Origin of the sequence: Bacteroides sp. 2_2_4 (genome assembly GCF_000157055.1) — a bacterium.
Classification (GTDB): domain Bacteria; phylum Bacteroidota; class Bacteroidia; order Bacteroidales; family Bacteroidaceae; genus Bacteroides; species Bacteroides ovatus.
Genome location: NZ_EQ973358.1, coordinates 500,176 through 521,711 on the forward strand (window position 1 = coordinate 500,176; position 21,536 = coordinate 521,711).

24 protein-coding genes and 1 pseudogene are annotated in these 21,536 nt (G+C 43.7%); 14 read left to right on the forward strand and 11 right to left on the reverse strand.

Going from position 1 to position 21,536, the window contains the following annotated elements:
• Window positions 1-64 precede the first annotated feature (64 nt).
• The 3 genes from BSCG_RS17470 (at window position 65) to BSCG_RS17460 (ending at window position 2,729) form a co-directional block, all read left to right on the forward strand.
• Window positions 65-241 (forward strand): histone H1, encoded by a 177-nt coding sequence (locus BSCG_RS17470; protein ID WP_004301965.1) that lies wholly within the window; start codon window positions 65-67, stop codon window positions 239-241.
• A 313-nt stretch (window positions 242-554) separates the two neighbouring features.
• The gene (locus tag BSCG_RS17465; protein WP_004304808.1) at window positions 555-1,823 is read left to right on the forward strand and encodes a putative DNA modification/repair radical SAM protein; all 1,269 of its coding nucleotides are present in this window, start codon (window positions 555-557) and stop codon (window positions 1,821-1,823) included.
• 129 nt (window positions 1,824-1,952) lie between these two features.
• Window positions 1,953-2,729 (forward strand): TIGR03915 family putative DNA repair protein, encoded by a 777-nt coding sequence (locus tag BSCG_RS17460; protein ID WP_004308275.1) that lies wholly within the window; start codon window positions 1,953-1,955, stop codon window positions 2,727-2,729.
• A gap of 32 nt (window positions 2,730-2,761) precedes the next feature.
• On the opposite strand, the gene BSCG_RS17455 is transcribed toward BSCG_RS17460, so the two are convergent.
• Window positions 2,762-3,430 carry an MgtC/SapB family protein gene (locus BSCG_RS17455; RefSeq protein WP_004308274.1) on the reverse strand — a complete coding sequence of 223 codons (669 nt, stop codon included), beginning with the start codon at window positions 3,428-3,430 and terminating at the stop codon, window positions 2,762-2,764.
• A 174-nt stretch (window positions 3,431-3,604) separates the two neighbouring features.
• On the opposite strand from BSCG_RS17455, the gene BSCG_RS17450 reads away from it, so the two are divergent.
• Window positions 3,605-3,973, forward strand: a complete 369-nt coding sequence (locus tag BSCG_RS17450; RefSeq protein ID WP_004308273.1) for a DUF2809 domain-containing protein — start codon at window positions 3,605-3,607, stop codon at window positions 3,971-3,973.
• Between the two features lie 5 nt (window positions 3,974-3,978).
• Here BSCG_RS17450 and BSCG_RS17445 read toward each other — a convergent pair whose 3' ends face one another.
• Window positions 3,979-4,848 (reverse strand): ion transporter, encoded by an 870-nt coding sequence (locus tag BSCG_RS17445; protein WP_004304811.1) that lies wholly within the window; start codon window positions 4,846-4,848, stop codon window positions 3,979-3,981.
• 38 nt (window positions 4,849-4,886) lie between these two features.
• Window positions 4,887-5,867, reverse strand: coding sequence for a lytic transglycosylase domain-containing protein (locus BSCG_RS17440; protein ID WP_004308272.1), 981 nt, complete (start codon window positions 5,865-5,867; stop codon window positions 4,887-4,889).
• Between the two features lie 131 nt (window positions 5,868-5,998).
• Between BSCG_RS17440 and BSCG_RS17435 the strand changes: the two genes are divergently transcribed.
• The 4 genes and pseudogenes from BSCG_RS17435 (at window position 5,999) to BSCG_RS17420 (ending at window position 8,239) form a co-directional block, all read left to right on the forward strand.
• Entirely contained in the window at window positions 5,999-7,312 is a 1,314-nt protein-coding gene (locus BSCG_RS17435) for a TIGR01777 family oxidoreductase (protein ID WP_004301972.1), read from the forward strand.
• A gap of 112 nt (window positions 7,313-7,424) precedes the next feature.
• Window positions 7,425-7,691, forward strand: a complete 267-nt coding sequence (locus BSCG_RS17430) for a GNAT family N-acetyltransferase (protein WP_004301973.1) — start codon at window positions 7,425-7,427, stop codon at window positions 7,689-7,691.
• 58 nt (window positions 7,692-7,749) lie between these two features.
• Window positions 7,750-7,968, forward strand: coding sequence for a hypothetical protein (locus tag BSCG_RS17425; RefSeq protein WP_004301974.1), 219 nt, complete (start codon window positions 7,750-7,752; stop codon window positions 7,966-7,968).
• Window positions 7,956-8,239, forward strand: a pseudogene (locus BSCG_RS17420) (virulence protein). Before BSCG_RS17425 ends, BSCG_RS17420 begins: the two are co-directional and overlap by 13 nt.
• A 56-nt stretch (window positions 8,240-8,295) precedes the next feature.
• On the opposite strand, the gene BSCG_RS17415 reads toward BSCG_RS17420, so the two are convergent.
• The 3 genes from BSCG_RS17415 to BSCG_RS17405 form a co-directional block, all read right to left on the reverse strand.
• Window positions 8,296-8,565: a zinc ribbon domain-containing protein gene (locus tag BSCG_RS17415; RefSeq protein WP_004301976.1), complete on the reverse strand. Its 270-nt coding sequence runs from the start codon at window positions 8,563-8,565 to the stop codon at window positions 8,296-8,298.
• A 118-nt stretch (window positions 8,566-8,683) separates the two neighbouring features.
• Window positions 8,684-9,415, reverse strand: coding sequence for an SDR family NAD(P)-dependent oxidoreductase (locus tag BSCG_RS17410; protein ID WP_004308271.1), 732 nt, complete (start codon window positions 9,413-9,415; stop codon window positions 8,684-8,686).
• A 19-nt stretch (window positions 9,416-9,434) separates the two neighbouring features.
• Complete coding sequence (locus BSCG_RS17405; protein ID WP_004304816.1) at window positions 9,435-9,734, reverse strand: nitrous oxide-stimulated promoter family protein; 300 nt, start codon at window positions 9,732-9,734, stop codon at window positions 9,435-9,437.
• Window positions 9,735-9,984: 250 nt separating this feature from the next.
• Here BSCG_RS17405 and BSCG_RS17400 point away from each other — a divergent pair, with 250 nt between their 5' ends.
• The 3 genes from BSCG_RS17400 (at window position 9,985) to BSCG_RS17390 (ending at window position 13,273) form a co-directional block, all read left to right on the forward strand.
• The gene (locus tag BSCG_RS17400) at window positions 9,985-11,490 is read left to right on the forward strand and encodes a TrkH family potassium uptake protein (protein WP_004301980.1); all 1,506 of its coding nucleotides are present in this window, start codon (window positions 9,985-9,987) and stop codon (window positions 11,488-11,490) included.
• A gap of 78 nt (window positions 11,491-11,568) precedes the next feature.
• Entirely contained in the window at window positions 11,569-11,775 is a 207-nt protein-coding gene (locus BSCG_RS17395) for a hypothetical protein (RefSeq protein WP_007750505.1), read from the forward strand.
• Between the two features lie 124 nt (window positions 11,776-11,899).
• Complete coding sequence (locus BSCG_RS17390; RefSeq protein WP_004314776.1) at window positions 11,900-13,273, forward strand: MATE family efflux transporter; 1,374 nt, start codon at window positions 11,900-11,902, stop codon at window positions 13,271-13,273.
• A 96-nt stretch (window positions 13,274-13,369) separates the two neighbouring features.
• On the opposite strand, the gene BSCG_RS17385 is transcribed toward BSCG_RS17390, so the two are convergent.
• Together BSCG_RS17385 and BSCG_RS17380 are read right to left on the reverse strand one after the other, a co-directional pair.
• A complete protein-coding gene (locus tag BSCG_RS17385; protein ID WP_008775619.1) occupies window positions 13,370-14,353 on the reverse strand; it encodes a fimbrillin family protein in 984 nt (327 codons plus the stop codon).
• 67 nt (window positions 14,354-14,420) lie between these two features.
• Window positions 14,421-16,262 carry an RluA family pseudouridine synthase gene (locus BSCG_RS17380; protein ID WP_008775620.1) on the reverse strand — a complete coding sequence of 614 codons (1,842 nt, stop codon included), beginning with the start codon at window positions 16,260-16,262 and terminating at the stop codon, window positions 14,421-14,423.
• Between the two features lie 119 nt (window positions 16,263-16,381).
• Here BSCG_RS17380 and BSCG_RS17375 point away from each other — a divergent pair, with 119 nt between their 5' ends.
• Both BSCG_RS17375 and BSCG_RS17370 read left to right on the forward strand, forming a co-directional pair.
• A complete protein-coding gene (locus BSCG_RS17375; protein WP_008775621.1) occupies window positions 16,382-16,909 on the forward strand; it encodes an SGNH/GDSL hydrolase family protein in 528 nt (175 codons plus the stop codon).
• 120 nt (window positions 16,910-17,029) lie between these two features.
• Window positions 17,030-17,494 carry a MaoC family dehydratase gene (locus tag BSCG_RS17370; RefSeq protein WP_008775622.1) on the forward strand — a complete coding sequence of 155 codons (465 nt, stop codon included), beginning with the start codon at window positions 17,030-17,032 and terminating at the stop codon, window positions 17,492-17,494.
• A gap of 115 nt (window positions 17,495-17,609) precedes the next feature.
• Here BSCG_RS17370 and BSCG_RS17365 read toward each other — a convergent pair whose 3' ends face one another.
• Window positions 17,610-18,590, reverse strand: a complete 981-nt coding sequence (locus BSCG_RS17365) for a linear amide C-N hydrolase (RefSeq protein WP_004325101.1) — start codon at window positions 18,588-18,590, stop codon at window positions 17,610-17,612.
• Window positions 18,591-18,748: 158 nt separating this feature from the next.
• Between BSCG_RS17365 and BSCG_RS17360 the strand changes: the two genes are divergently transcribed.
• Window positions 18,749-19,423: a MarC family protein gene (locus BSCG_RS17360; RefSeq protein WP_008775623.1), complete on the forward strand. Its 675-nt coding sequence runs from the start codon at window positions 18,749-18,751 to the stop codon at window positions 19,421-19,423.
• A 71-nt stretch (window positions 19,424-19,494) separates the two neighbouring features.
• Here BSCG_RS17360 and BSCG_RS17355 read toward each other — a convergent pair whose 3' ends face one another.
• Together BSCG_RS17355 and BSCG_RS17350 are read right to left on the reverse strand one after the other, a co-directional pair.
• Entirely contained in the window at window positions 19,495-20,019 is a 525-nt protein-coding gene (locus BSCG_RS17355; RefSeq protein ID WP_008775624.1) for a hypothetical protein, read from the reverse strand.
• Between the two features lie 74 nt (window positions 20,020-20,093).
• The gene (locus BSCG_RS17350) at window positions 20,094-21,506 is read right to left on the reverse strand and encodes a GNAT family N-acetyltransferase (RefSeq protein ID WP_032849445.1); all 1,413 of its coding nucleotides are present in this window, start codon (window positions 21,504-21,506) and stop codon (window positions 20,094-20,096) included.
• Window positions 21,507-21,536 lie beyond the last annotated feature (30 nt).

Sequence of the window (21,536 nt, forward strand, 5' to 3'; positions counted from 1 at the left end):
TGCTTTTATTTCGGGAAACAGTGTATTTTTGCGGCACATTATTAACGAAAAAAATAAAAGGATTATGAAAGAATTGGTAGAAAAGGTAGCAGCTCTTTATGCTGACTTCTCAAAAGATGCTAACGCACAGATCGAAAACGGTAACAAAGCAGCAGGAACTCGCGCTCGTAAAGCTTCTTTGGAAATCGAAAAAGCAATGAAAGAATTCCGTAAAGCATCTTTGGAAGCTTCTAAAAAATAATTTAGAAGACTACTAGGATATTGAAAAAGAGGGCATATCGTGAAGCGATATGCCCTCTTTTTGTTTTAATGCGGAATGACTTTTTATTGTTTTAGTACGGATAGTGGCAATTATTTATAGCATAAAAAGCGGTTCGTTTGGGTGAATCGCTTTTTTAGAAAAGAGATGTCTCCCAAGATGTAAGTCCGGGCTTTTTATATTTTTGTGGTTCTTTTAAATGATTTATTTGCAATTTGTAGGGGGCAAACTTTTTTCTTCTATACGCATCTCAAATTAAATCGTATATTTGCGAAAAGAATCAAGATCGGGAATGATGAACGAAAACGTCTTAGCTAAACTGAAGATACTTGCAGAATCTGCCAAGTACGATGTTTCCTGTTCTTCCAGTGGTACGGTGCGTTCCAATAAGCCGGGAACGCTGGGAAACACTGTGGGAGGATGGGGGATATGCCACAGTTTTGCCGAGGACGGTCGATGTATCTCGCTATTGAAAATCATGCTTACCAATTATTGCATTTACGATTGTGCCTATTGCGTCAACCGTCGTAGCAACGATCTTCCCCGCGCTACCTTTTCCGTTTCGGAATTGGTGGAGCTGACAATGGAATTCTACCGTCGTAACTATATCGAAGGGCTGTTTCTTAGCTCCGGAGTGGTCCGTAATCCGGACTATACAATGGAGAGACTTGTGCGTGTAGCCAAAGATTTGCGGCAAGTGTACCGTTTTAACGGTTATATCCATCTCAAGAGTATTCCCGGAGCCAGTCGCGAATTAGTGAATGAAGCCGGATTGTATGCCGATCGTCTTAGCGTCAACGTCGAAATTCCCAAAGAAGAAAATTTGAAACTGCTTGCACCGGAAAAAGACCATAAAAGCGTATTTGCTCCGATGAAATACATTCAACAAGGCGTGTTGGAGAGTAAAGAAGAACGGCAGAAGTTTCGCCACGCACCGCGTTTCGCACCTGCGGGACAAAGTACCCAGGTGATTGTGGGAGCTACCTCCGAATCGGATAAAGATATTCTTTTTCTTTCGTCGGCACTTTATGGGCGCCCCACCATGAAACGTGTCTATTACTCGGGCTACGTTTCCGTGAATACGTATGATAAGCGCCTTCCGGCATTGAAACAGCCGCCTCTGGTACGTGAAAACCGGCTCTATCAGGCTGACTGGTTATTGCGTTTTTATCAATTCAAGGTAGATGAAATTGTGGATGATTCCTATCCGGATCTCGATCTCGAAATAGACCCGAAACTTTCGTGGGCTTTGCGCCATCCCGAACAGTTTCCTGTTGACATCAATAAGGCAGACTACGAAATGTTGCTCCGTGTGCCGGGAGTAGGGGTGAAGTCGGCGAAACTGATTGTTGCTTCCCGTCGTTTTTCGCGGCTGGGATTTTATGAACTGAAGAAGATAGGAGTGGTGATGAAGAAAGCGCAATATTTCATCACTTGCAAAGAACTGCCTCTTCAGATGCAGACGGTGAACGAACTTTCTCCGCAACGAGTGCGCAGCTTATTGTTGCCGAAACCAAAAAAGAAAGTGGATGAACGCCAGTTGTTGCTTGATTTTGGCGAATAAGAATAATTTACGATTAGACAATTTACTATTCAAAAGTGATACCAAGCGTAAATCGTCTAATAGTAAATTCAATTGTAAATTGTCTAATAGTAACTTAAATAGTAAATCGTAAATTGTCTAATAGTAAATATGTTTAGTGTTTATATTTACGATAAAACCTTTGATGGTCTGCTGACGGCTGTGTTCGACGCCTATTTCCGCAAGACTTTCCCCGATGCTTTGCTGTCGGAAGGAGATGCTTTGCCTTTATTTTGTGATGAGCTGCATACGGTAGTGACCGATGAAGAAAAGGCCGGGCGTGTGTGGCGGGGATTACAGAAGAAAGTTTCCTCTTCCGCTTTGGGGTGCCTCACGCAAAGTTGGCTGTCGGAACTTCCGGAAGTAGGGATGCTTATTTTTCGTTATATCCGTAAAGCGATCGACGCGCCCCGGTCCATTGAAACCAATTTTGGTGATCCGGACGTTTTGCAATTGGTGCAAATATGGAAGAAGGTGGATGGCGAACGTGTGCACCTGATGCAGTTTGTCCGTTTCCAGAAAGCTGCCGACGGTACATTCTTTGCCGCTTTCGAACCGCAGTATAATGCGCTCCCGCTGACGGTTCACCATTTCAAAGACCGTTTTGCCGATCAGAAGTGGATTATTTACGACATGAAACGCCGTTACGGATTTTATTATGACTTGCAGGAGGTGACGACTATCTCGTTTGATGATGACAGTCGTGAATCCCATTTGATTACGGGGATGCTGGACGAAAGTCTGATGGACAAGGATGAGAAGCTTTTCCAACAACTTTGGAAGACATATTTCAAGGCCATTTGTATCAAAGAACGCATGAATCCGAGGAAGCACAGGCAGGATATGCCTGTACGTTATTGGAAGTATCTGACGGAAAAGCAAAAGTAGATTTCCATTTTGGGAGAGGAGCGAAAGTCTGACTATTCAATTCGCTGCACCGTTACATCCGGAAATTCCTGTATCAGCGAAAGCAGATGCCCTTCATCATTATTTCGTTTCGACTTGATAACCATCGTAACCTGATAATATTCTGTTTCACCCGTGTGTTGCGTTTCCATCTCGTAAGAGACTATCAGGTAGTCTTTAGAGTTGAATCTGTCCGCTATCTGTTTCAGTATGTCTTTGTTGGGAGTTGAGAAAGAAACCATCGAGCTTTTCATTCCGATGCTTTTAAATAGATAGCTAAGTAGTTCCAGTCCGACGAGGGTTAACACCGTGGCGGCAATACCGATGGTGTACATTCCTGCACCTACCGCCAAGCCGATACCTGCTGTTGCCCAGATTCCTGCGGCGGTAGTCAATCCGCGTACAATCTGTTTTTGAAAGATGATGGTTCCTGCACCGATAAATCCGATACCGCTGACAACCTGTGCCGCCACCCGACTGGGATCGAGTGTGACACTACTTTCTTTTATAATTTCCTGAAATCCGTATTGGGAAACAATCATAATCAAAGCACTACCTAGCGACACGAGAAAATGAGTGCGGTATCCGGCTTCTTTGGCACGGTATTCACGATCCAGTCCAATGATGGTTCCCAGTATTCCGGCGACCAATAAACGGATTACAAAATCCATATTCAACATCATGTGTTCAATCTCCTTTCTGTTTTTTATTGTTTGTGGAAAAATGCTTAGGACCATAAATATACAATTATTTCCCCTTTTTGTATCAATCATTTAGTAATATTTGAACGTATCCAATTCATTTTATCGTATATTCGCAGATTCAAATAAATGTTTAATCCCGCGACCGAGCAAATAATGAAGAAAAGAATTTTTTATATAATCAGCTTTCTGGTGATCTTCTGTATGGAGGTGTTGATAGCTTTGTATGTGCGCGACCGTTTCATACGTCCCTATGTCGGAGATATGCTGGTTGTAGTGCTGGTATATAGCTTTGTACGTATCTTTCTGCCGACGGGGATTCCGCGGATGCCGTTTTATGTCTTTCTTTTTGCCTGTTTTGTAGAAGTCTTGCAATACTTCCAGCTGGTGGAAACATTGGGTGTCACGAACCGCGTAGCCCGAATTGTGCTGGGTTCTACGTTCGATTGGGGAGATATTGCCTGCTATGCTGTGGGATGCGTTTTCATTGTCTTATTCGAGCATTTCGTCCGGCGTAGATCGTAGAGGATTTATTTCTCTTCCGCTTTGGTTTCGGATGGGTTTAGGCTGTGGCCGCAATATTTGCAAAACTCTGCATTATCTTCGTGTCCGGAGCGATGGCAGTTGGGACATTCTTTGTCTCTCCTGCGTTTATACTCTTTCATCATGGAGGCAGATACGATACCTGTGGGTACGGCAATAATCGTGTAACCGATCAGCATGACACAGGCGGAAAGGAATTTTCCGAGGCCGGTGGCGGGAGTAATATCTCCATAACCTACGGTAGTCATGGTGACGATAGCCCAATAGATGCTGTTCGGGATATTGTTGAACTGGGAGTTGGGTTGCGTTCCTTCAATCATATACATTAGCGTTCCGATGGAAGTCACCAGAATGACGACAAACAGGAAGAACACTGCAATCTTCTTACTACTTTCACGCAAGGCAGTGAGCAGCCGTTCCCCCTCATTCAGAAAGTTGAAAAGCTTGAAGACGCGGAACACACGTATCAGGCGGAAGGCACGGATGATGAGTAGATAGCGGGCGCCCGGAAAGAGCAGACCGATGTAAAGAGGCAATGTGGCCAGTAAGTCTACGATACCGAAAAAGCTGAATATGTATTTCCGGGGACGGGGTGAACAGTAGATTCTCGTCAGGTATTCGAAAGTAAAGAAGCCGGTGAAAAGGAATTCCATAATGACGAACGGAGTCGTCAGATAGGTGGGAAGTCCTTTCAGGCTTTCGATGATGACGAGCAATACGCTGACCAGAATACAGGCGATAAGAATCACGTCGAACAATTTCCCGGCAGGGGTGTCCGATTCGAAGATGATGACGTATAACTTTCGTTTCAGTTTCTCGTCATGCAAAAAACGATGGATTCTTTCTTTCAGTTTCATATCAATAGTGTTTGGCCGGAATTAAAGAAAAAGCCTTTTTAGTCGATGACCCACTGTTTATTGTAGGCAACGGTCTTTTGCGGGTTGTAATACATTCCCTCTTGTGTAGGAATATAGAGAATGTATGTCTTTCCGGTCTTGTTTTTCAATGAAGTGTCGCGCAGCCAGGGGTTGGCATCACGAAGTTGGGCATAGGTGATTCCCTGTGATTTTGCGTAGTCGTTCAGATCGTCGATAGAAGTGTTGACGGTTACCTCTTTATAAGGAATAGGCGGATACAGATGTTCCCGTTTCAAGAGGAATCCGTAACGTTGCGGGTTATTGAATATCTCTTTGGCTGCCAGCAGGCGGAACATGTAGCGGGAAGTTTCCTCTACCAGCCATAAGTCCATGGCATGACTTGCCAACTGCTTTTCAAGTTGGGAGGAGATACGTCCCTGTCCGGCGTTATAGGCGGCGGAGACAGCCATCCAATCGCCATATTTGGCATACGCCTGTTTGAAGTATTTGCAGGCGGCAACGGTTGCTTTTTCAATATGATAGCGTTCGTCTACGTTATCGTTCACTTCCAGCCCGAATTCCCGTCCGGTGGCAGGCATAAATTGCCATAGACCTGCTGCTCCTGCCGGAGAGCGTGCGATGTTATTCAGATTGCTCTCGATGACCATCAGGTATTTGAAGTCGTCGGGGATACCGTTTGCTTTCAGTATCGGTTCGATGATGGGGAAGTAACGGTTGGCGCGCTTGATTAATAGCATGGTGGTGGAGTGCATATAGGTGAAGGCCATCATCTCGCGGTCCATCCGTTCGCGGCGGTCATAGCGCCGGAGGTCGATCGTTTCCCCGTCGAAGGTGACCTGTGCGGGAACAGTAGGCGGAGTGACACAATAAGGCACTTCCGATTTGGCGGAATGTTGTTCGTTCACTTGGCTGCTGCCTGTCAATATTGGGATGGAAGCACCGATGCAAAATACTAATATAAGTGTAAGAATATAGTTGATTTTCATTTGTCTTTTCATTTTATAACCTTTTTGGATGCTTCAATGTTTACGTCTATCTTGCAAAGATAACCTCATTTTGCTTTTTTCAAAGAACTTTTCTTGCATTTTATACGTTTTTCTAATAGAGTTAAAATAAACAACGAATCAAGATGAATATAGCAATGACCGGAGCTACCGGATATATAGGTAAACATCTTTCTAATTATCTTACAGAAAAGGGCGGACATCGGATCATTCCTCTAGGAAGGTCGATGTTTCGCGAAGGTATGTCCGGTTATTTGATTCAGACACTGACCCATTGTGATGTTGTCATCAACCTGGCAGGTGCACCTATCAATAAACGTTGGACACCGGAATATAAACAGGAGCTTTTCAACAGTCGTATTGTTGTAACCAATCGTATTATCCGCGCTTTGAACGCAGTCAAAACGAAACCGAAACTGATGATTTCGGCTTCTGCCGTAGGTTATTATCCTTCGGAAGCGGAGGTGGACGAATATACCCGTACCCGTGGAGAAGGTTTTCTGTCCGATCTTTGCTATGCGTGGGAAAAAGAGGCGAAACACTGTCCCGAACCTACAAGGCTCGTTATTACACGCTTCGGCGTAGTGCTTTCTCCGGACGGGGGAGCGATGCAGCAGATGCTTCGCCCTTTGCAAGCCACCAAGATAGCCACCGCCATCGGTCCCGGTACACAGGTTTTTCCGTGGATATCGATACGGGATCTTTGCCGTGCAATGGAGTTCTTTATCACTCACGAAGAGACACATGGGGTATATAACCTGGTTGCTCCGCAGCAGATCTCGCAATATGCTTTCACCCGTGCGATGGGAAAGGCTTATCGGGCATGGACAACGATGGTAGCTCCGCAACGAATTTTCCGTATCTTATATGGTGAAGCGGCATCTTTCCTGACTGCTGGCCAGAGAGTTCGCTCAACGCGTCTTACGGAGGCGGGATTTCATTTCTCCATTCCCAATGTCGGACGTCTTTTCAGAGGTACGGACCATAGTACGGTTACCTCTCTTGATTTGCACCGGTATATGGGACTTTGGTATGAAATAGCCCGCTACGAGAATCGTTTTGAATACGGACTTGTAGACGTCACGGCTACTTACACGCTCCGTCCCGACGGCATGATTCGTGTGGAGAACCGGGGATGCAAACGTAATTCTCCTTACGACATCTGCAAGACTGCCAACGGACACGCCAAAATACCCGATCCCACACAGCCGGGCAAACTGAAAGTGTCTTTCTTCCTTAGTTTCTATTCTGATTATTATGTCTTGGAACTGGATGAAGAGAATTACAATTATGCCCTGGTAGGCAGCAGTACTGATAAATATCTCTGGATACTAAGCCGTACACCCCAACTGCCGGAAGAAATCAAGAAGAAACTCGTCACCGCTGCCGAACGTCGTGGATACGATACGAGCCAGTTGAAGTGGATCGAGCAACTCTGATCGCAGGCATATACATATATCAGTTTATGCAATCCGCACCTAATAAATAATATAAGATTGTTTAGCGAAAGTATTTAACGGACGATAAACCAACTTTAAAACAACAGAAATTATGGATTACGAAATTATTCATCAGCCCGAACAAAAATTGTTCAAGACAGAAGTAGACGGTCGCACCGCCTTTGTACAATATCGCCTGATAGGTGATTCTCTTGATATTATCCACACAATTGTGCCACAACCCATTGAAGGGCGGGGGATTGCCGCTGCTTTGGTAAAAGCTGCTTACGCCTATGCATTAGCTAACGGGATGAAGCCGAAAGCAACGTGCTCTTATGCAGTGAAGTGGTTGGAAAGACACCCGGAAATAAATGGTTAAATACTCGCTTTTGATTCGTCGGAAAAGGAAATAATATTATCTTTGTAATTGGAAATCAATGAAGAAAAATAGTGTTATGATAAAAGAAGGTGAAAAGGTAAAAGTGGATCCTAGATTAACGGGACTCGATGAATGGATAGAGGGTACAGTAATTGATATTGAACATAATCCGTTCAAAGGCTTAGTTATAGCGATTCGTGATAAATTTAACCGTATTTTCTTTGGTGAGCAGAAATATTTTATTCCTGTAAATGAGGATAATGTATGTATGCAATAGCCTTTGATATGGTCATTACAGACCTACGTGCCAATTATGGAGAGCCTTATAACAATGCTATTTTGAAATAAATAAAGTGTTGCGTCAGTATGAGTTTTATAATACGCAGGGTAGTGTATATCTAACAGAGAAAACTGATATGGCAAATCTTTTTCGTGCAATTGACGCTTTGAAACGTATTCCTTGGTTTCAGGCGTCAGTTCGTGATCTTCGTGCGTTTCGTGTAGAAGACTGGTCGAACTTTACGGATTTTATAAAAGAAAATAAGTAGATAAGCTTTCAGGTCTGAATATGTATTCATGCCTGAAAGCTCCTTTTATTTCTCAATTACTGTTTCCACCTCTTCAACTGTGGAAAGTACTCCTTCATCGTTTTCCGTGCTTCCTCCACTGTGTATTTCACTTCCGAGTCTTTATTGAACTCATCCAGATAATTCAGATTAAGCTCGATCATCTCGTCCATGGTACACTCTTTCGTGAAATGTCCGTCCGCATAGCAATAGTGGCAATAATCTTCGTTCTTGCTACCGTCCGCTTCTTTTCCAAAAGTTGAGTCGTCTATCGGCATACCGCAACTTTGACAAAATTTTTGTTCCATCTTTTTTTGTTAGATTATAAGTTTATGTTACAAGACAAATGTAAGTAGAAATATTGGAAAAGAAGTAATCCGGTCTTGCTATTTATTCATTTATTTCTTTCCTGGTTTGCTTTTGGTGTTAATTGGTTTTCACGGGCAGCCGTTTCCACATCCAACGGGGAATCATTTTCCAGAAAAAGACCAGTATCCGGTAGCGCCAGTCGATCACTACTATCCGTTGTTTCCGCTCCAGTGACCAGGCGATGTGACGTCCCACTTTCGCTGCATCCATCAATAGCGGATAATGTTTCCCGTCGTTGAGCAAGTCGGTGGCAACAAATCCGGGACGGATATCAGTAAAACGGATATTCAGTTTTTGTAAATATGAAAGTTGTTCGAGAGCATCTATGTAAGTGTTCTGGAAGCGTTTGGTGGCAGAGTAGGCAGGAGCCACTCCAAGTCCTTTCGTTCCCGCGATGGAGCTGATGACTGCCAGGTGACCGCCTCCGCTTTTCCTGAAATAGATGAAAGCGGTATCCACCATGCGGATAAATCCCTCTACATTCGTGTATGCTGTGTTCAGCTCCACCTCCATGTTCAGATTCGTATTCTGGAAACCGATGCCCGAGCTAAGAAGAAACAAATCCATGCCGCCCACCTTGTCGATGAGCATATTCAATTTCTCGCCTGCATCTTCCTGGGTTACGTCCAACGTTTGAATTTGAATCTGATCCGGTGCTGCCCGTTGCAGGTTTTCGAGAGCAGATTGCCGTCTGCCGGCTACTCCGATTTGCCATCCATCCAGTAACAGACATTTTGCAACTTCTTGTCCGATGCCGGAGGTAGCGCCAATGATAATGGCTTTTTTCATTACTGATTTTTTTAGTAAGTTATAGGTTCAATAAATGTCGTATGGCCTGCCAGGGTGCATAAAGCAACATCCTCGGTCCGGAGAAACGCATCACCTGTCGCATTCGTTCGCGCATGACGGGTTTGTAACAATGTACGGTGCATTCCTTGCATGCACTCTTCTTCTCTCCAAACGGACAATGGTCGAGACGTGCGTGGGCATAGCGGAGCAACTCTTCACAGTCGGCACAAAGAATTGTATTTTTTTCTTTTTTCCGGCAATAGAGGCGGATCATCAACTCTACCGTTTTCTTTTCGTGCGCAATGCGTGATGCTTTCATCTCTTTCTTTTTTACACTTTGGAATGACAAAGATAGCGAAGATTATGCAGAAATGCAGGCGTATTCTGTTAAAATACACCTTCTTCTTTTTTCTATTTTGAAAAGCACCCTTTCATTTTGGTAGGGTGTTTAGAGATTACTTTTTCAAAATGAAAAAAATATTGCATTGATTACAAGCTAATTATCAGAATCCTTTTCATTTTGGCATACTCTTGGCTATGAGGGGAACATACAAAATAATTCATGAGTTATGGAAGAGTACATTTCAGATAACAGTCTGTATATTCGGAGTAAGAATAATAGCATGATTAACCGGAAGATGATAGGGCGCGTGCTGGGTATGTTGCTATTCATCGAATTGGGGATGTTCTTACTTTGTGCCGGAGTGTCGGCTGGTTACGGGGAAAGTGATTATAAATACTTTCTTTACACCTGTATCATCAATGCTGTGGTAGGCGGATTGTTACTGCTCTACGGACGGGGAGCGGAGAATAAGATGAGCCGGAGAGACGGATATTGTGTGGTCACTCTTTCATGGGTGTTTTTTACCTTTTTCGGCATGCTTCCTTTTTATTTTAGCGGAAGCATTGATACGATAACCAATGCCTTTTTCGAAACCATGTCCGGGTTTACCACTACAGGAGCTACTATTCTCGATGATATTGAATCCCTTTCCCACGGTATGCTTTTCTGGCGAAGCCTGACGCAGTGGATCGGTGGTTTGGGGATTGTGTTTTTCACGATTGCCATTCTTCCTATCTTTACCACGGGAGGAGTGCAACTCTTCTCTGCTGAATCTACGGGAGTGACGCACGACCGTACCCATCCGAAAATCAATGTCATGGCCAAGTGGTTGTGGACAATTTATCTGGTATTGACAGTTTCGGAAACTGTCTTATTGATGTTTGGGGGCATGAGCTTGTTTGATGCCATTTGCCAGTCGTTTGCCACTACTGCTACGGGCGGATATTCTACCAAGCAGAACAGTATATCTTACTGGAATTCTCCGTATATAGAATATGTGGTGGCTATCTTTATGATTGTTTCCAGTATCAACTTCTCTTTGTTTCTGATGTGTTTGAAAGGAAAAGTCGGTCGTTTATTCAAAGATGAAGAGTTACACTGGTTTCTGGCGTCAGTGGGTATCTTGACTTTTCTTATCACGTTGGCGCTCGTCTTTCAAAATCATTATGACTGGGAACTGGCTTTCCGGAAAGCATTGTTCCAGGTGTCTACGGTGCATACTTCCTGCGGTTTTGCTACGGATGATTATAATATGTGGCCTCCTTTCACGTGGTTACTGTTGTTTATTGCGATGCTTTCGGGAGGGTGTACGGGTTCTACCAGTGGAGGTATCAAGAATATGCGGTTGCTGATTGTGGCGCGTGCCATCCGGAATGAGTTCAAACATCTGCTCCACCCGAATGCCGTGCTTCCCGTACGTATCAATAAGCAGACGGTGTCTTCTTCTATCGTAACTACCGTATTGATTTTCTTTGCTTTTTATCTGGTTCTGATCCTGATTGGGTGGACGGCTCTTTTGTTTTTGGGAGTTGGCTTTTCCGAGTCCGTCAGTACGGTTATTTCGAGTATAGGCAATGTCGGTCCGGGATTGGGAACTTGCGGGCCTGCATATTCGTGGAATTCTTTACCTGATCTGGCAAAGTGGATACTTTCTTTTCTGATGCTGGTGGGACGTCTGGAATTGTTTAGTGTACTCCTGTTGTTTTATCCGGGATTCTGGAAGAATAGATAAACTGTAAATCATGAACGGACTTCTGAAACATCGTTGGAAGGGTTTGTGGTTGACGGAAACAATCTGTATCTTTGCAGCATGAAAAAGTTATTGTGTCCGCAATGCAAGATTGCAGCTATGTATGTGAAGAATGAACAGGGTGACAGGCTGCTGGTTTATGTGCTCGAAGATGGTGAAGTCGTTCCCAAATATCCGGAAGATTCGATGGAGGGGTTCGATTTGACAGAAGTCTTCTGCCTGGGATGCTCGTGGCATGGTTCACCTAAGCGGTTGGTGAAACGATAGACCGGGGGCATTCATGCTCTCATTCTGATTTTTTTGCTTTATGTCAACTAAAAGAGGAACGCAAATCAAGAACTAATTCATTGAATTTTCCGTATCTTTGCATCCGATTTTAGAACATAGACGTATGGCAACTTCTAAAGAAATGACGGCAGGGCCGGCATTACCTCTCATTTTAAAGTTTACGCTGCCGCTTTTACTCGGCAATCTGTTGCAACAAACGTATTCGCTTGTTGATGCTGCAATTGTAGGAAAGTTTTTAGGAATTAACGCGTTAGCTTCTGTTGGAGCTAGCACATCGGTGGTGTTTCTTATTCTCGGGTTCTGCAATGGATGTTGCGGAGGTTTCGGAATACCCGTTGCGCAGAAGTTTGGGGCGCGGGATTACAGTACGATGCGCAGTTATGTGGCCGTCAGTCTGAAACTGGCTGCGGGAATGTCTGTGGTGATTGCTCTTCTCACCTGTATTTTATGTGAGGATATTCTTCGGATCATGCGTACGCCGGAGAATATTTTCGAAGGGGCGTATGCTTATTTGCTTGTCACGTTTATTGGTGTGCCGTGTACTTTCTTCTACAATCTTCTTTCGAGCATTATCCGTGCGTTGGGAGACAGTAAGACGCCTTTCTGGTTTCTGCTGTTTGCTGCTGTTCTGAATATCATTCTCGACTTGTTCTGTATTCTGGTACTTGACTGGGGAGTGGCGGGAGCTGCTATTGCTACTGTCTTTTCGCAAGGATTGTCGGCTGTTCTCTGCTACATTTATATGTACCGGAAGTTTGAAATATTGCAGGGTACTCCGAAAGAACGCCGGTTCCAGTCGAAACTGGCTAAGACGCTGCTCTACATCGGTGTGCCTATGGGATTGCAGTTTTCTATCACGGCTATCGGCAGCATCATGCTTCAGAGTGCGAATAATGCCTTGGGAACGGCGTGTGTGGCAGCCTTTACGTCTGCTATGCGCATCAAGATGTTCTTTATCTGTACGTTTGAGAGTTTGGGCATTGCGATGGCTACATATAGCGGACAGAATTACGGAGCGGGTAAACCGGAACGTATTTGGTTGGGAATCAAGGCTAGTGCTCTGATGATGATTATTTATGCGGCTTTCACGTTCCTTCTTCTGATGGTAGGGGCTAAATATTTCGCGTTGATCTTCGTAGACCCGTCGGAAACGGAAATTCTGCTGGATACGGAGTTGTTCCTGCATGTCTCCTGTATGTTCTTCCCAATGCTTGGTTTGTTGTGCATCTTGCGTTATACCATTCAGGGAGTGGGCTTTACCAATCTTGCCATGTTCTCCGGAGTGGCGGAGATGATTGCTCGTATTCTTGTCAGTCTTTATGCCGTACCGGTATTCGGTTTTATAGCTGTCTGCTACGGTGATCCGATGGCTTGGATAGCGGCAGACTTATTCCTCGTGCCGGCCTTTATCTACGTTTATCGCAGGTTGAAGAAGCAGGTGTTTACAAATAGCCAAGTTACGCAAACGGTGGCATGATTGCCGGTTGGTGGCTTGCGTAACCCGACTTGCAGTTTGCATAACCCGGTTTGTGGCTTGCGTAACCTGGTTTGCTTTGATTTTATTTCGGATATTTTAATCTTGTACAGGGTATAGCGGGTTTCCGCTTTCGTCTACCTCTGTCCATTCTTTCACACTGACATTGGCGAATGAGATGGAGTTTTCATTGATAACTGCCCGGAAAAGGTATGAATTTCCGGCTGACAGGAGGTTGTTGGGTGGAGTGAGCGGAGTGGTGTAGGTACGTGAAAAGCTTTCTCCGTTTACCATCAGCTCCAGTGTCAAAGTCATGGGAGAGGAGCTCTTTACGGGTAACATGATATATTGTACGGTGAAGTCGTTGATTCCCATATCGGCTGCTTTGTCATAGCTGACTTCCGAAGTGATGATACCTGTTGACAAATCCATGATTGCGCCTGGTTTCGGTGGGGTGATGGTAGCGGAAAGTATCTTGTTTAAAGTGATATTTTCTCCTCCGGCGATCGCTACAACTACTTGCGTGGCTGCGTGTTGGTAGGTTATGGGGATATTTATCTGTGAACTGGCGATGTCCTGATGAACTGCGTGCCACCAAAGATAATCTACTCCGTTGGATAAAGGTTCGGATAGTCCGTTGGTGAAAGTAGGCGCCGGGCTGGTGGAATTGCATGATACGGCATAAAAGCTATAGATAGCATTGCTCAAATACATTTTATATCCTAGATTTCCTGTCAGTACACCGGGGGAGGAGGTGACATAGTTGCCTTGAGCAACGGGAGCGCCTGTGATATTGTTCGATGTGTTGGCTGTATAGGCACACAGCCAGCTTTGAAGTCCTTTTCCCATGGGGGACATGGCTCGTGTGATGTTTCGTCCTTCTACGGAAGCACTGAAAGTAATCAGCGCATTCTCTTTGGCCGGGTTGCCGTTGTTGTCATCATTGCCGGAGCCGGATGGACCTCCGTTGTTTTCTTCGTCAGGATAGTTGATGTAGATATTGTTTTTGGAGCAGGCTCCCAGTAGCAGCATTGCTAAAGCAGATACGGCTAAATACTTTGTAATGCGGAATTTGATGTCCATAGTCAGGTTCTTTTTGAAAATTAGTAATTACCCCTATATACATTTCAAAAAGAATTTGGTTCATGGCTTAATCATATTTTTTATGGAAATCGGCCTCTTTCTGTATGCAGAGAATGTCTCCGTATATGGGATGGCGGAACTCTATATATTCGGCATGGAGGTATAGTCTGTCTGCTTTCTTTCCGTAGAGTTCGTCTCCAAGTATGGGGCATCCCAAGCCTTCCGGATGAGCAGCGTGTACCCGTAACTGATGTGTGCGTCCGGTCAATGGATAGAAGATAATCCGGGTGTATTTTCTTGACTCATTGATACTCTTTTCTGATTCATCAATCCTGTTTGATTCGTTGAAAGTGTTTTCAGATTCACTGGTAATTCTTTCAGACTCACTGATGATCTGATATTCTGTAATCGCTTCTTTCCCGTGTTCGCTACTAACCATTTGTCGAGGACGGTCGAGAGGATTCAGACAAAGAGGGAGTTCGATTCTTCCTGTATTTCCTGTTCTTTCTGCTTTTGCTGTTTTTTTTGTTGATACAGTTTCCTTTGCTATTAATATAGCTTTCTCTGTTATTGGCTTTGTCTCCTTCTCTGTTTTTATTATCGCCCCATCCAGCACAGCCACATAGCGTTTCTTGATACTTCTGTTTGCAAATTGTGCCTGTAAATCCTGATGTACCTCTTTTGTTTTGGCAACGAGCAATAATCCTGAAGTAGCCATATCGAGCCGGTGTACAATCATGGGGCCGGTAGCTTCGGGATATTTTTTCTTCAAACGATGATAGACTGAATCTCTGTCCTCTGCTTTTCCCGGAACGGACAACATCCCTGCCGGTTTATTGACTACCAGCAACCATTCATCTTCAAACACGATTTCCAGTTCTTCCTCTTCATGAACAGGATTCAGCAGTGGATTTTCGTCTACCTCCAATCCTTGCAACATGTGTTGCAGGATCGGTTCGCACTTTCCTTTGCAGGAAGGATAATAATATCCGTGATGCCGGATTTCGTTTTTAGGAGAGTCGCCCCACCAGAATTCAGCCATAGCCAATGGCTTTAATTGATGAAGATACGCATATTGCAATAACTTAGGCAAAGCACATTCACCCGCACCGGCAGGAGGAACTTTCTGAACCGTTTGCTCAAAAATAGTATATAAGTCTTTCACCTCTCCTTGGGCGTTTAGCATCCGGAACTGCTCGAATAATTTTCTTTGTAAAGCTGCCGAACGTTCTTTTCGTTCGGTTTTCAGTCGTTCTATTTCAATATCGAAGTGCCTGACTTCCGTTTCGAGCTCTTCCAATCGTTTCTTCCATTCCTTTTCCAGTCGTTTGTATTCCGCCTTTTGGTATTGGCTTTCCCGAATCAGGGAGGCTTGTTCTTCTTCGGAAAGCTCCGGAGATGACTGGCGGCGAATCTCTCTCGCCTCCTTTGCCATTTTAAGCTCCGCTTTTGCTTGATTCAAAACAGCTTTAGCCTGTTCCGTTTCTATCTTCCATTTCTCTTTTGAATTGAGATAAGAACTACTGTTTTCCAATTCACGAATACGGATATTAATGGCAGAAATCTGTTCTTCTTCAATTTTGAAGAATCCCTCCGGTTGTAATAGGTCATAAACAGGAGGAACGAAATAAGGATGCAGATTCTTTCCGCCCAGATTGCCGGAGAAAGCTGCAAGATAACCAATCTGATTTTCTTCGTTGTTTGTTATTCTGTTGTCCGTTTGCACAATCAACACTCCAAACATCTTTCCGGAAGCCAATTCCTCTTGCCATTCTTTCCGGCTTGCAATATATGCTTTCACTTCTTCCGCAGCCAACACACACAATGGATGAGGTGTATAATGGAAAGGATAAGTGAATTTCTCCGGCAACGCAAGGTAAGAAACGGGTTTCTTGAAAAAATGTATCATCGGTTTATATATATGAATGAATGTGATTACCTTTGCAAAAGTAACGTAAATCCGCGAATTTTATTCTATATTTGTTTGAGAGTTTGAGTGAGATAACGTGGACGTTTGAATGAAATTGTATGGATAGGATAGAAGAAAAACCAAAATTTGCCTTTCTTGGCAACAGTCACATGGCTTTTTGGGCACTGGATATCTATTTCCCGCAATGGGAATGTCTGAACTATGGTGCTCCCGGTGAAGGGCTGGCCTATGTGGAGTCTTTTGCGGTAGACACTTCCGATTGCCAGGTCGTTGTTCAATTCGGAACCAATGATATTTATCAGTTGAACGATGAAAATATAGATGAATATGTAGAGCGTTATGTAAAAGCGGTTCTTGCCGTTCCTTCACTGAAAACATATCTTTTCTGTATTTTTCCGCGTAATGATTACGATGATTACAGTACGGCTGTGAATAAATTTATCCAGATCCTTAACCGGAAGATACACGAAAAATTGCAGGGAACAGATATTGTCTATCTGGACGTATTCAATCGTTTATTGCAGGATGGCAGGCTGAATCTGGAGTTGACTCTCGACGATTTACATTTGAATGGTAAGGGGTACAGTATTCTGACAGAAGCACTGAAACAGGCTTCCGGTTTGTAAAACATACCTAAATACTTCATTCCTTGCTTTTATTTATAAATTTGGTGGCATATCAGTTTATTTTTCCTATTTTTGTCCCCAATTTAATAGTAAATAACCCCCATAAAAACGATAAGACTTATGGAAAAAGTAATTATCAATTCGTACGAAGAATTCGAAAAACTAGTAGGCCAACAGATAGGTGTTTCCGATTATGTGGAACTCTCGCAGGAACGTATCAATCTTTTTGCTGATGCAACGCTGGATCATCAATGGATTCATGTAGATACGGAACGTGCTAAAGTAGACAGCCCTTATCATAGCACGATTGCTCACGGCTACCTGACATTGTCTATGCTTCCTTATTTGTGGAATCAGATTATCCAGATGAATAACCTGAAAATGATGATTAACTACGGTATGGACAAAATGAAATTCGGTCAGGCTGTATTGTCAGGGCAGAGCATCCGTCTGGTGACTACTTTGCACTCGCTGACTAATCTGCGTGGTGTGGCAAAAGCGGAAATCAAGTTTGCTATCGAAATAAAAGACCAACCGAAAAAAGCACTTGAAGGAATTGCTGTGTTCCTTTATTATTTCAATTAATGGCAAGCTGTTAAAGAAACAGATTTTATCCCCGGAAATGATCGAAATACGTCTCAAAAGTTAGATACAAAAACTTTTGGGATGTGCTTCAGATGGATCGTTTCCGGGGATAATTTTATCCTTTTACTCCCATAAATCTGAACGGCTGTGCCGGTTTAAACTCTTTCGTTGCATTTCCATGATAAGTTTCACCGTTGGCGATAGATAATTTGAGTACCGGAGCTCCTTCCGACAAGTCTGTTTCCCGTAAGTTTACCCAGAATGTATTAGGTGTCAGACTTGATTCGAAGAAGTAGAGCAAATTCTTACTATCCGATACCGTTCTCCATTGTGTGGTGGAAATTTCCGGAAATTCGGGAGTGGATATGCCATAAGGAACAGAAGTATTACGGATAACGCTGAATACGCTTGCTATGGCTATTCTCACATCATCTGTTTGGGGCAGGGCATTGATATAAAAACTGGCTCTTGCAAAACGGTCGGACGGACGGTTGGTTCCGGGCAGGAAGCTCAATCCTCCTATTGATTTCCAGTATTCGTTTAGTGCCAGTTGCTTGTTGTAGGTAGGGGAGTTGGTCATTACTTTGTACTCCTTGCTGTGGTAAACAGTCAGCTTTCCACCCGTATATTCGAATATCGCACAATCGCCCGTTGCGTCGGAAATAGATAAATGCAAGGTTGCCAGGCGGGAACCATCCGGCATCAGGTCCGATACCACTTGGAAAGTGTTTTCATCAATGAAAGCGACAGCCTCGTCTACGGTGGCGAAGTTATCCAGCATATATTGCACCCATGCAGTAATGGCAAGTCCCGGTTTACTTTGATCTCTGACCGGATACTCCGTTTCGGGCAACCATAACAGATTGGCAACCAACCCTTTTTCATTCATCCCGTCTGTACTGGCAATCTCGAAAGCCGAAGTTACCACGCTGCCATACTTGGACGTCCATTTCAGGGAGTTGGCTCCCGTTTCTCCATTTCTTTCCATACCTTTGGGAAATACCCAAAGATTGCTGTGCATTTCTGTTTTCCAGTCCATAGACCGGCCGGTTGCCACCATTCCATTCTTTCCCGAATAAACGACTCTTGTACACATAATTTTAATTTCTAGTTAAAGGTTTATTATAAGCTGCTTTTACAGGGAATCCAACGGATGCGGATTCATCTCGCAAAAGCATATTCTCAAAACAATAACGTTCCATTTATGTTTTAGATAAGTATCAGATATTAATAAAGTATCAAAAAACAGGAATTATGTCATTAAGTAATCTTCTCATCATATTTTCGTCATCGTTTATGGCGCTTTTTCCGGTGATAAATCCTCTGGGAAACGGTTTTGTTGTTAATGGATTTTTTACAGACCTCGATCCTCAACAACGGAAAGCGGCTATTCAGAAACTGACGTTCAATTTTATAATGATTGGTGTAGGGACGTTGGTGATAGGGCATCTGTTTCTATTGATTTTCGGTTTGGCTATTCCCGTTATTCAGTTGGGAGGCGGAATACTGATCTGTAAGACGGCAATGGAGTTGTTGGGCGATTCGGGTTCTTCTGATAAAGGAGAAGCCAGTCAGAATGTGGATGGTTTCAGATGGAAGAATATAGAGCAGAAGATTTTTTATCCCATCACGTTTCCTATCAGCATCGGACCGGGCAGCATATCGGTTATCTTTACTTTGATGGCGTCCGCCAGTGTCAAAGGCAAACTATTGCAAACCGGAATTAATTATTTGGTCATTGCGCTTGTCATTATCTGTATGGCGGCCATCTTCTATGTGTTTCTTTCGCAAGGACAGAGGTTCATTCAGAAATTGGGACCTGTGGGAAATCAAATCATTAATAAGCTCGTAGCCTTTTTTACTTTCTGTATCGGTATTCAGATTTCAGTGACGGGTATATCTCAAATATTCCATCTGAATATACTCTGATTGATAGGCATATTCTTATTTGACAGCTAAATACGTATTTGTACTTATTGAAATGAAAGTGATAAAAATAATCAATTTTTCTTTGCTTTCATAGCCTTTAGGGTGTTTCTTCGTACAGAGCGGATGGCAGGAACCAGTAAGTCCGGTTCCATAATTTCCAGCATGGTACGTAATTCCTGTTGCAGTTCCGGGATGGAGCGCGTCAGTTGATAAGCCAGTTTCATGCAGAGAGATTGCACACCGGCTGGTTCTTCACGTGATATCATGTGTTCCATGCAGAAATCAAGGAAATCCACTCGTGGCGGGTCGGCGGCAGGTTGCTGGCATATCAGGTTCAGGATCATTCTCCGTTTTCCCGAATGTGGGCAGGTCATGGCAGTGTCAATCAACTCGTTCTGTCGCCGGCTCAACCATTCTACATCTGCTTTGGAGAAATGAGTACATACCCACAGTGCCTGATAGGAAACAATGTGGTCTTCGTCGAATATCAGCTGGTAGATTTCTTCTCTAAGACGCTTGTCGTCCTGTATGAAATGAAGTACTTCTCTGATATCTTCAATGTGTACACGTTCGGATAATCTGGCACGTAGGTTCATGTTTTTTTTCTTTTATCATTAAATTAGCTCAACAATTGCTTGGGGGCACTTACTCAACTGATGTTTGTTTGATATTAATTTCTGTCACCGGTATTCGCTTCCGGTAGTTGTAAATGAAGAATGGGGAAAGGTTTGCCCATGCTGTCCGTTTCATCTCTGCCGATGACTTGGAATCCCAAATGGAGATAGAACTGGAGTGCTTTTTCATTCTGCTCGTTTACGTCCACCTTATCCATATGTTTTTTGTCTCTTGCATATTCCATTAATCGTTTGCCATATCCTTTTCCCTGTTCGTCGGGGTGTACGAATAACATTTCGATCAGTTCGTCGCTCAATCCCATGAAGGCGGCAATCTTTCCGTTGGCATTCCGGATAACAAAAAGTTCAACAGCGGGTAGATAATGCTTCCGCACCAGTGGTTTATAGAACTGGATATGTTCTTCCGTCAGGAAATCATGCGTGTGGCGAACGGACATTTCCCATACATGGAGGATTTCATCATAGTCTTCCGGAGTAGGTTGGGAGATGCCGGGCAGGTAGTAGCATTGGTGGTCGTAGATGTTTCCGTTATAAGTCAGTTCTGCCTGATGGAGTGTACCTTCGTAGATAAAACCGTTCTTTTTCAGTACTTTCTGCGAACGTTTGTTGTGCGGATAACAGGTAGCTGTGATGAGGCTAAGCCGCAATTCTTCAAAGCCATAGTTGAGGACACTCTGCACTGCTTCGGTCATGTATCCTTTGCCCCAATAAGATTCGTCGAGCCAGTAACCCAACATTCTCACTTGCGGATTTTCGCGTTTAGGATCGGGGATAATTCCTACGGAACCAATTAGCTGTTTCGTATCTTTTAGTATCACTGCCCATATTCCCTCTTGGTTGATAAATGTGGAATGAAGTATCCGGCGGGATTCATCCAATGTACGATGGGGCGGCCATCCGGCATTGTTCCCCAAATTCGGGTTTTGGCAACAAGCGAAAAATGTTTCTGCATCTCTTTCTTCGAAAGGGCGGAGAAATAAACGTTCTGTATGGAGCGTCACGGGGGGAATACTTTCTATTTCAGTTTCCTGTCTTGCTTTGTTTTTCGATTCGTTTGCTGTTTTCCGATATACGCACTCAATCCGGTTTCCGTCAGGATCGAGGACTACACTTTCAAAGTATCCGTCTCCCGAAGTACGCGGTTCGCCGGCGATGGTATATCCTTCCGAACGCATTTGTTCGGTGAAGCGTAATACTTCTTCCTGGCTGGGGAAGGTGAAAGCAAAGTGTGTCAGTCCAACCCTGTTTTCTTCAATGGGAGTATTCAGTACATCTGTACGGCTCATCAGTTCCAAGTCTGTTCCCTCTCCAAAGGAGATAAAATAGGACTCGAATCCTTTCTTGGGATTGATATATTTTTCGTTGCTTTTTCCTCCGAAGAAGCGGACATAGAACTCTTTTAGTTCTTCCAGACGAAAAGTCCAGATAGCGATATGATGTAGTTTCATATAAATGAATTTTCTAATTTCTATTACTTT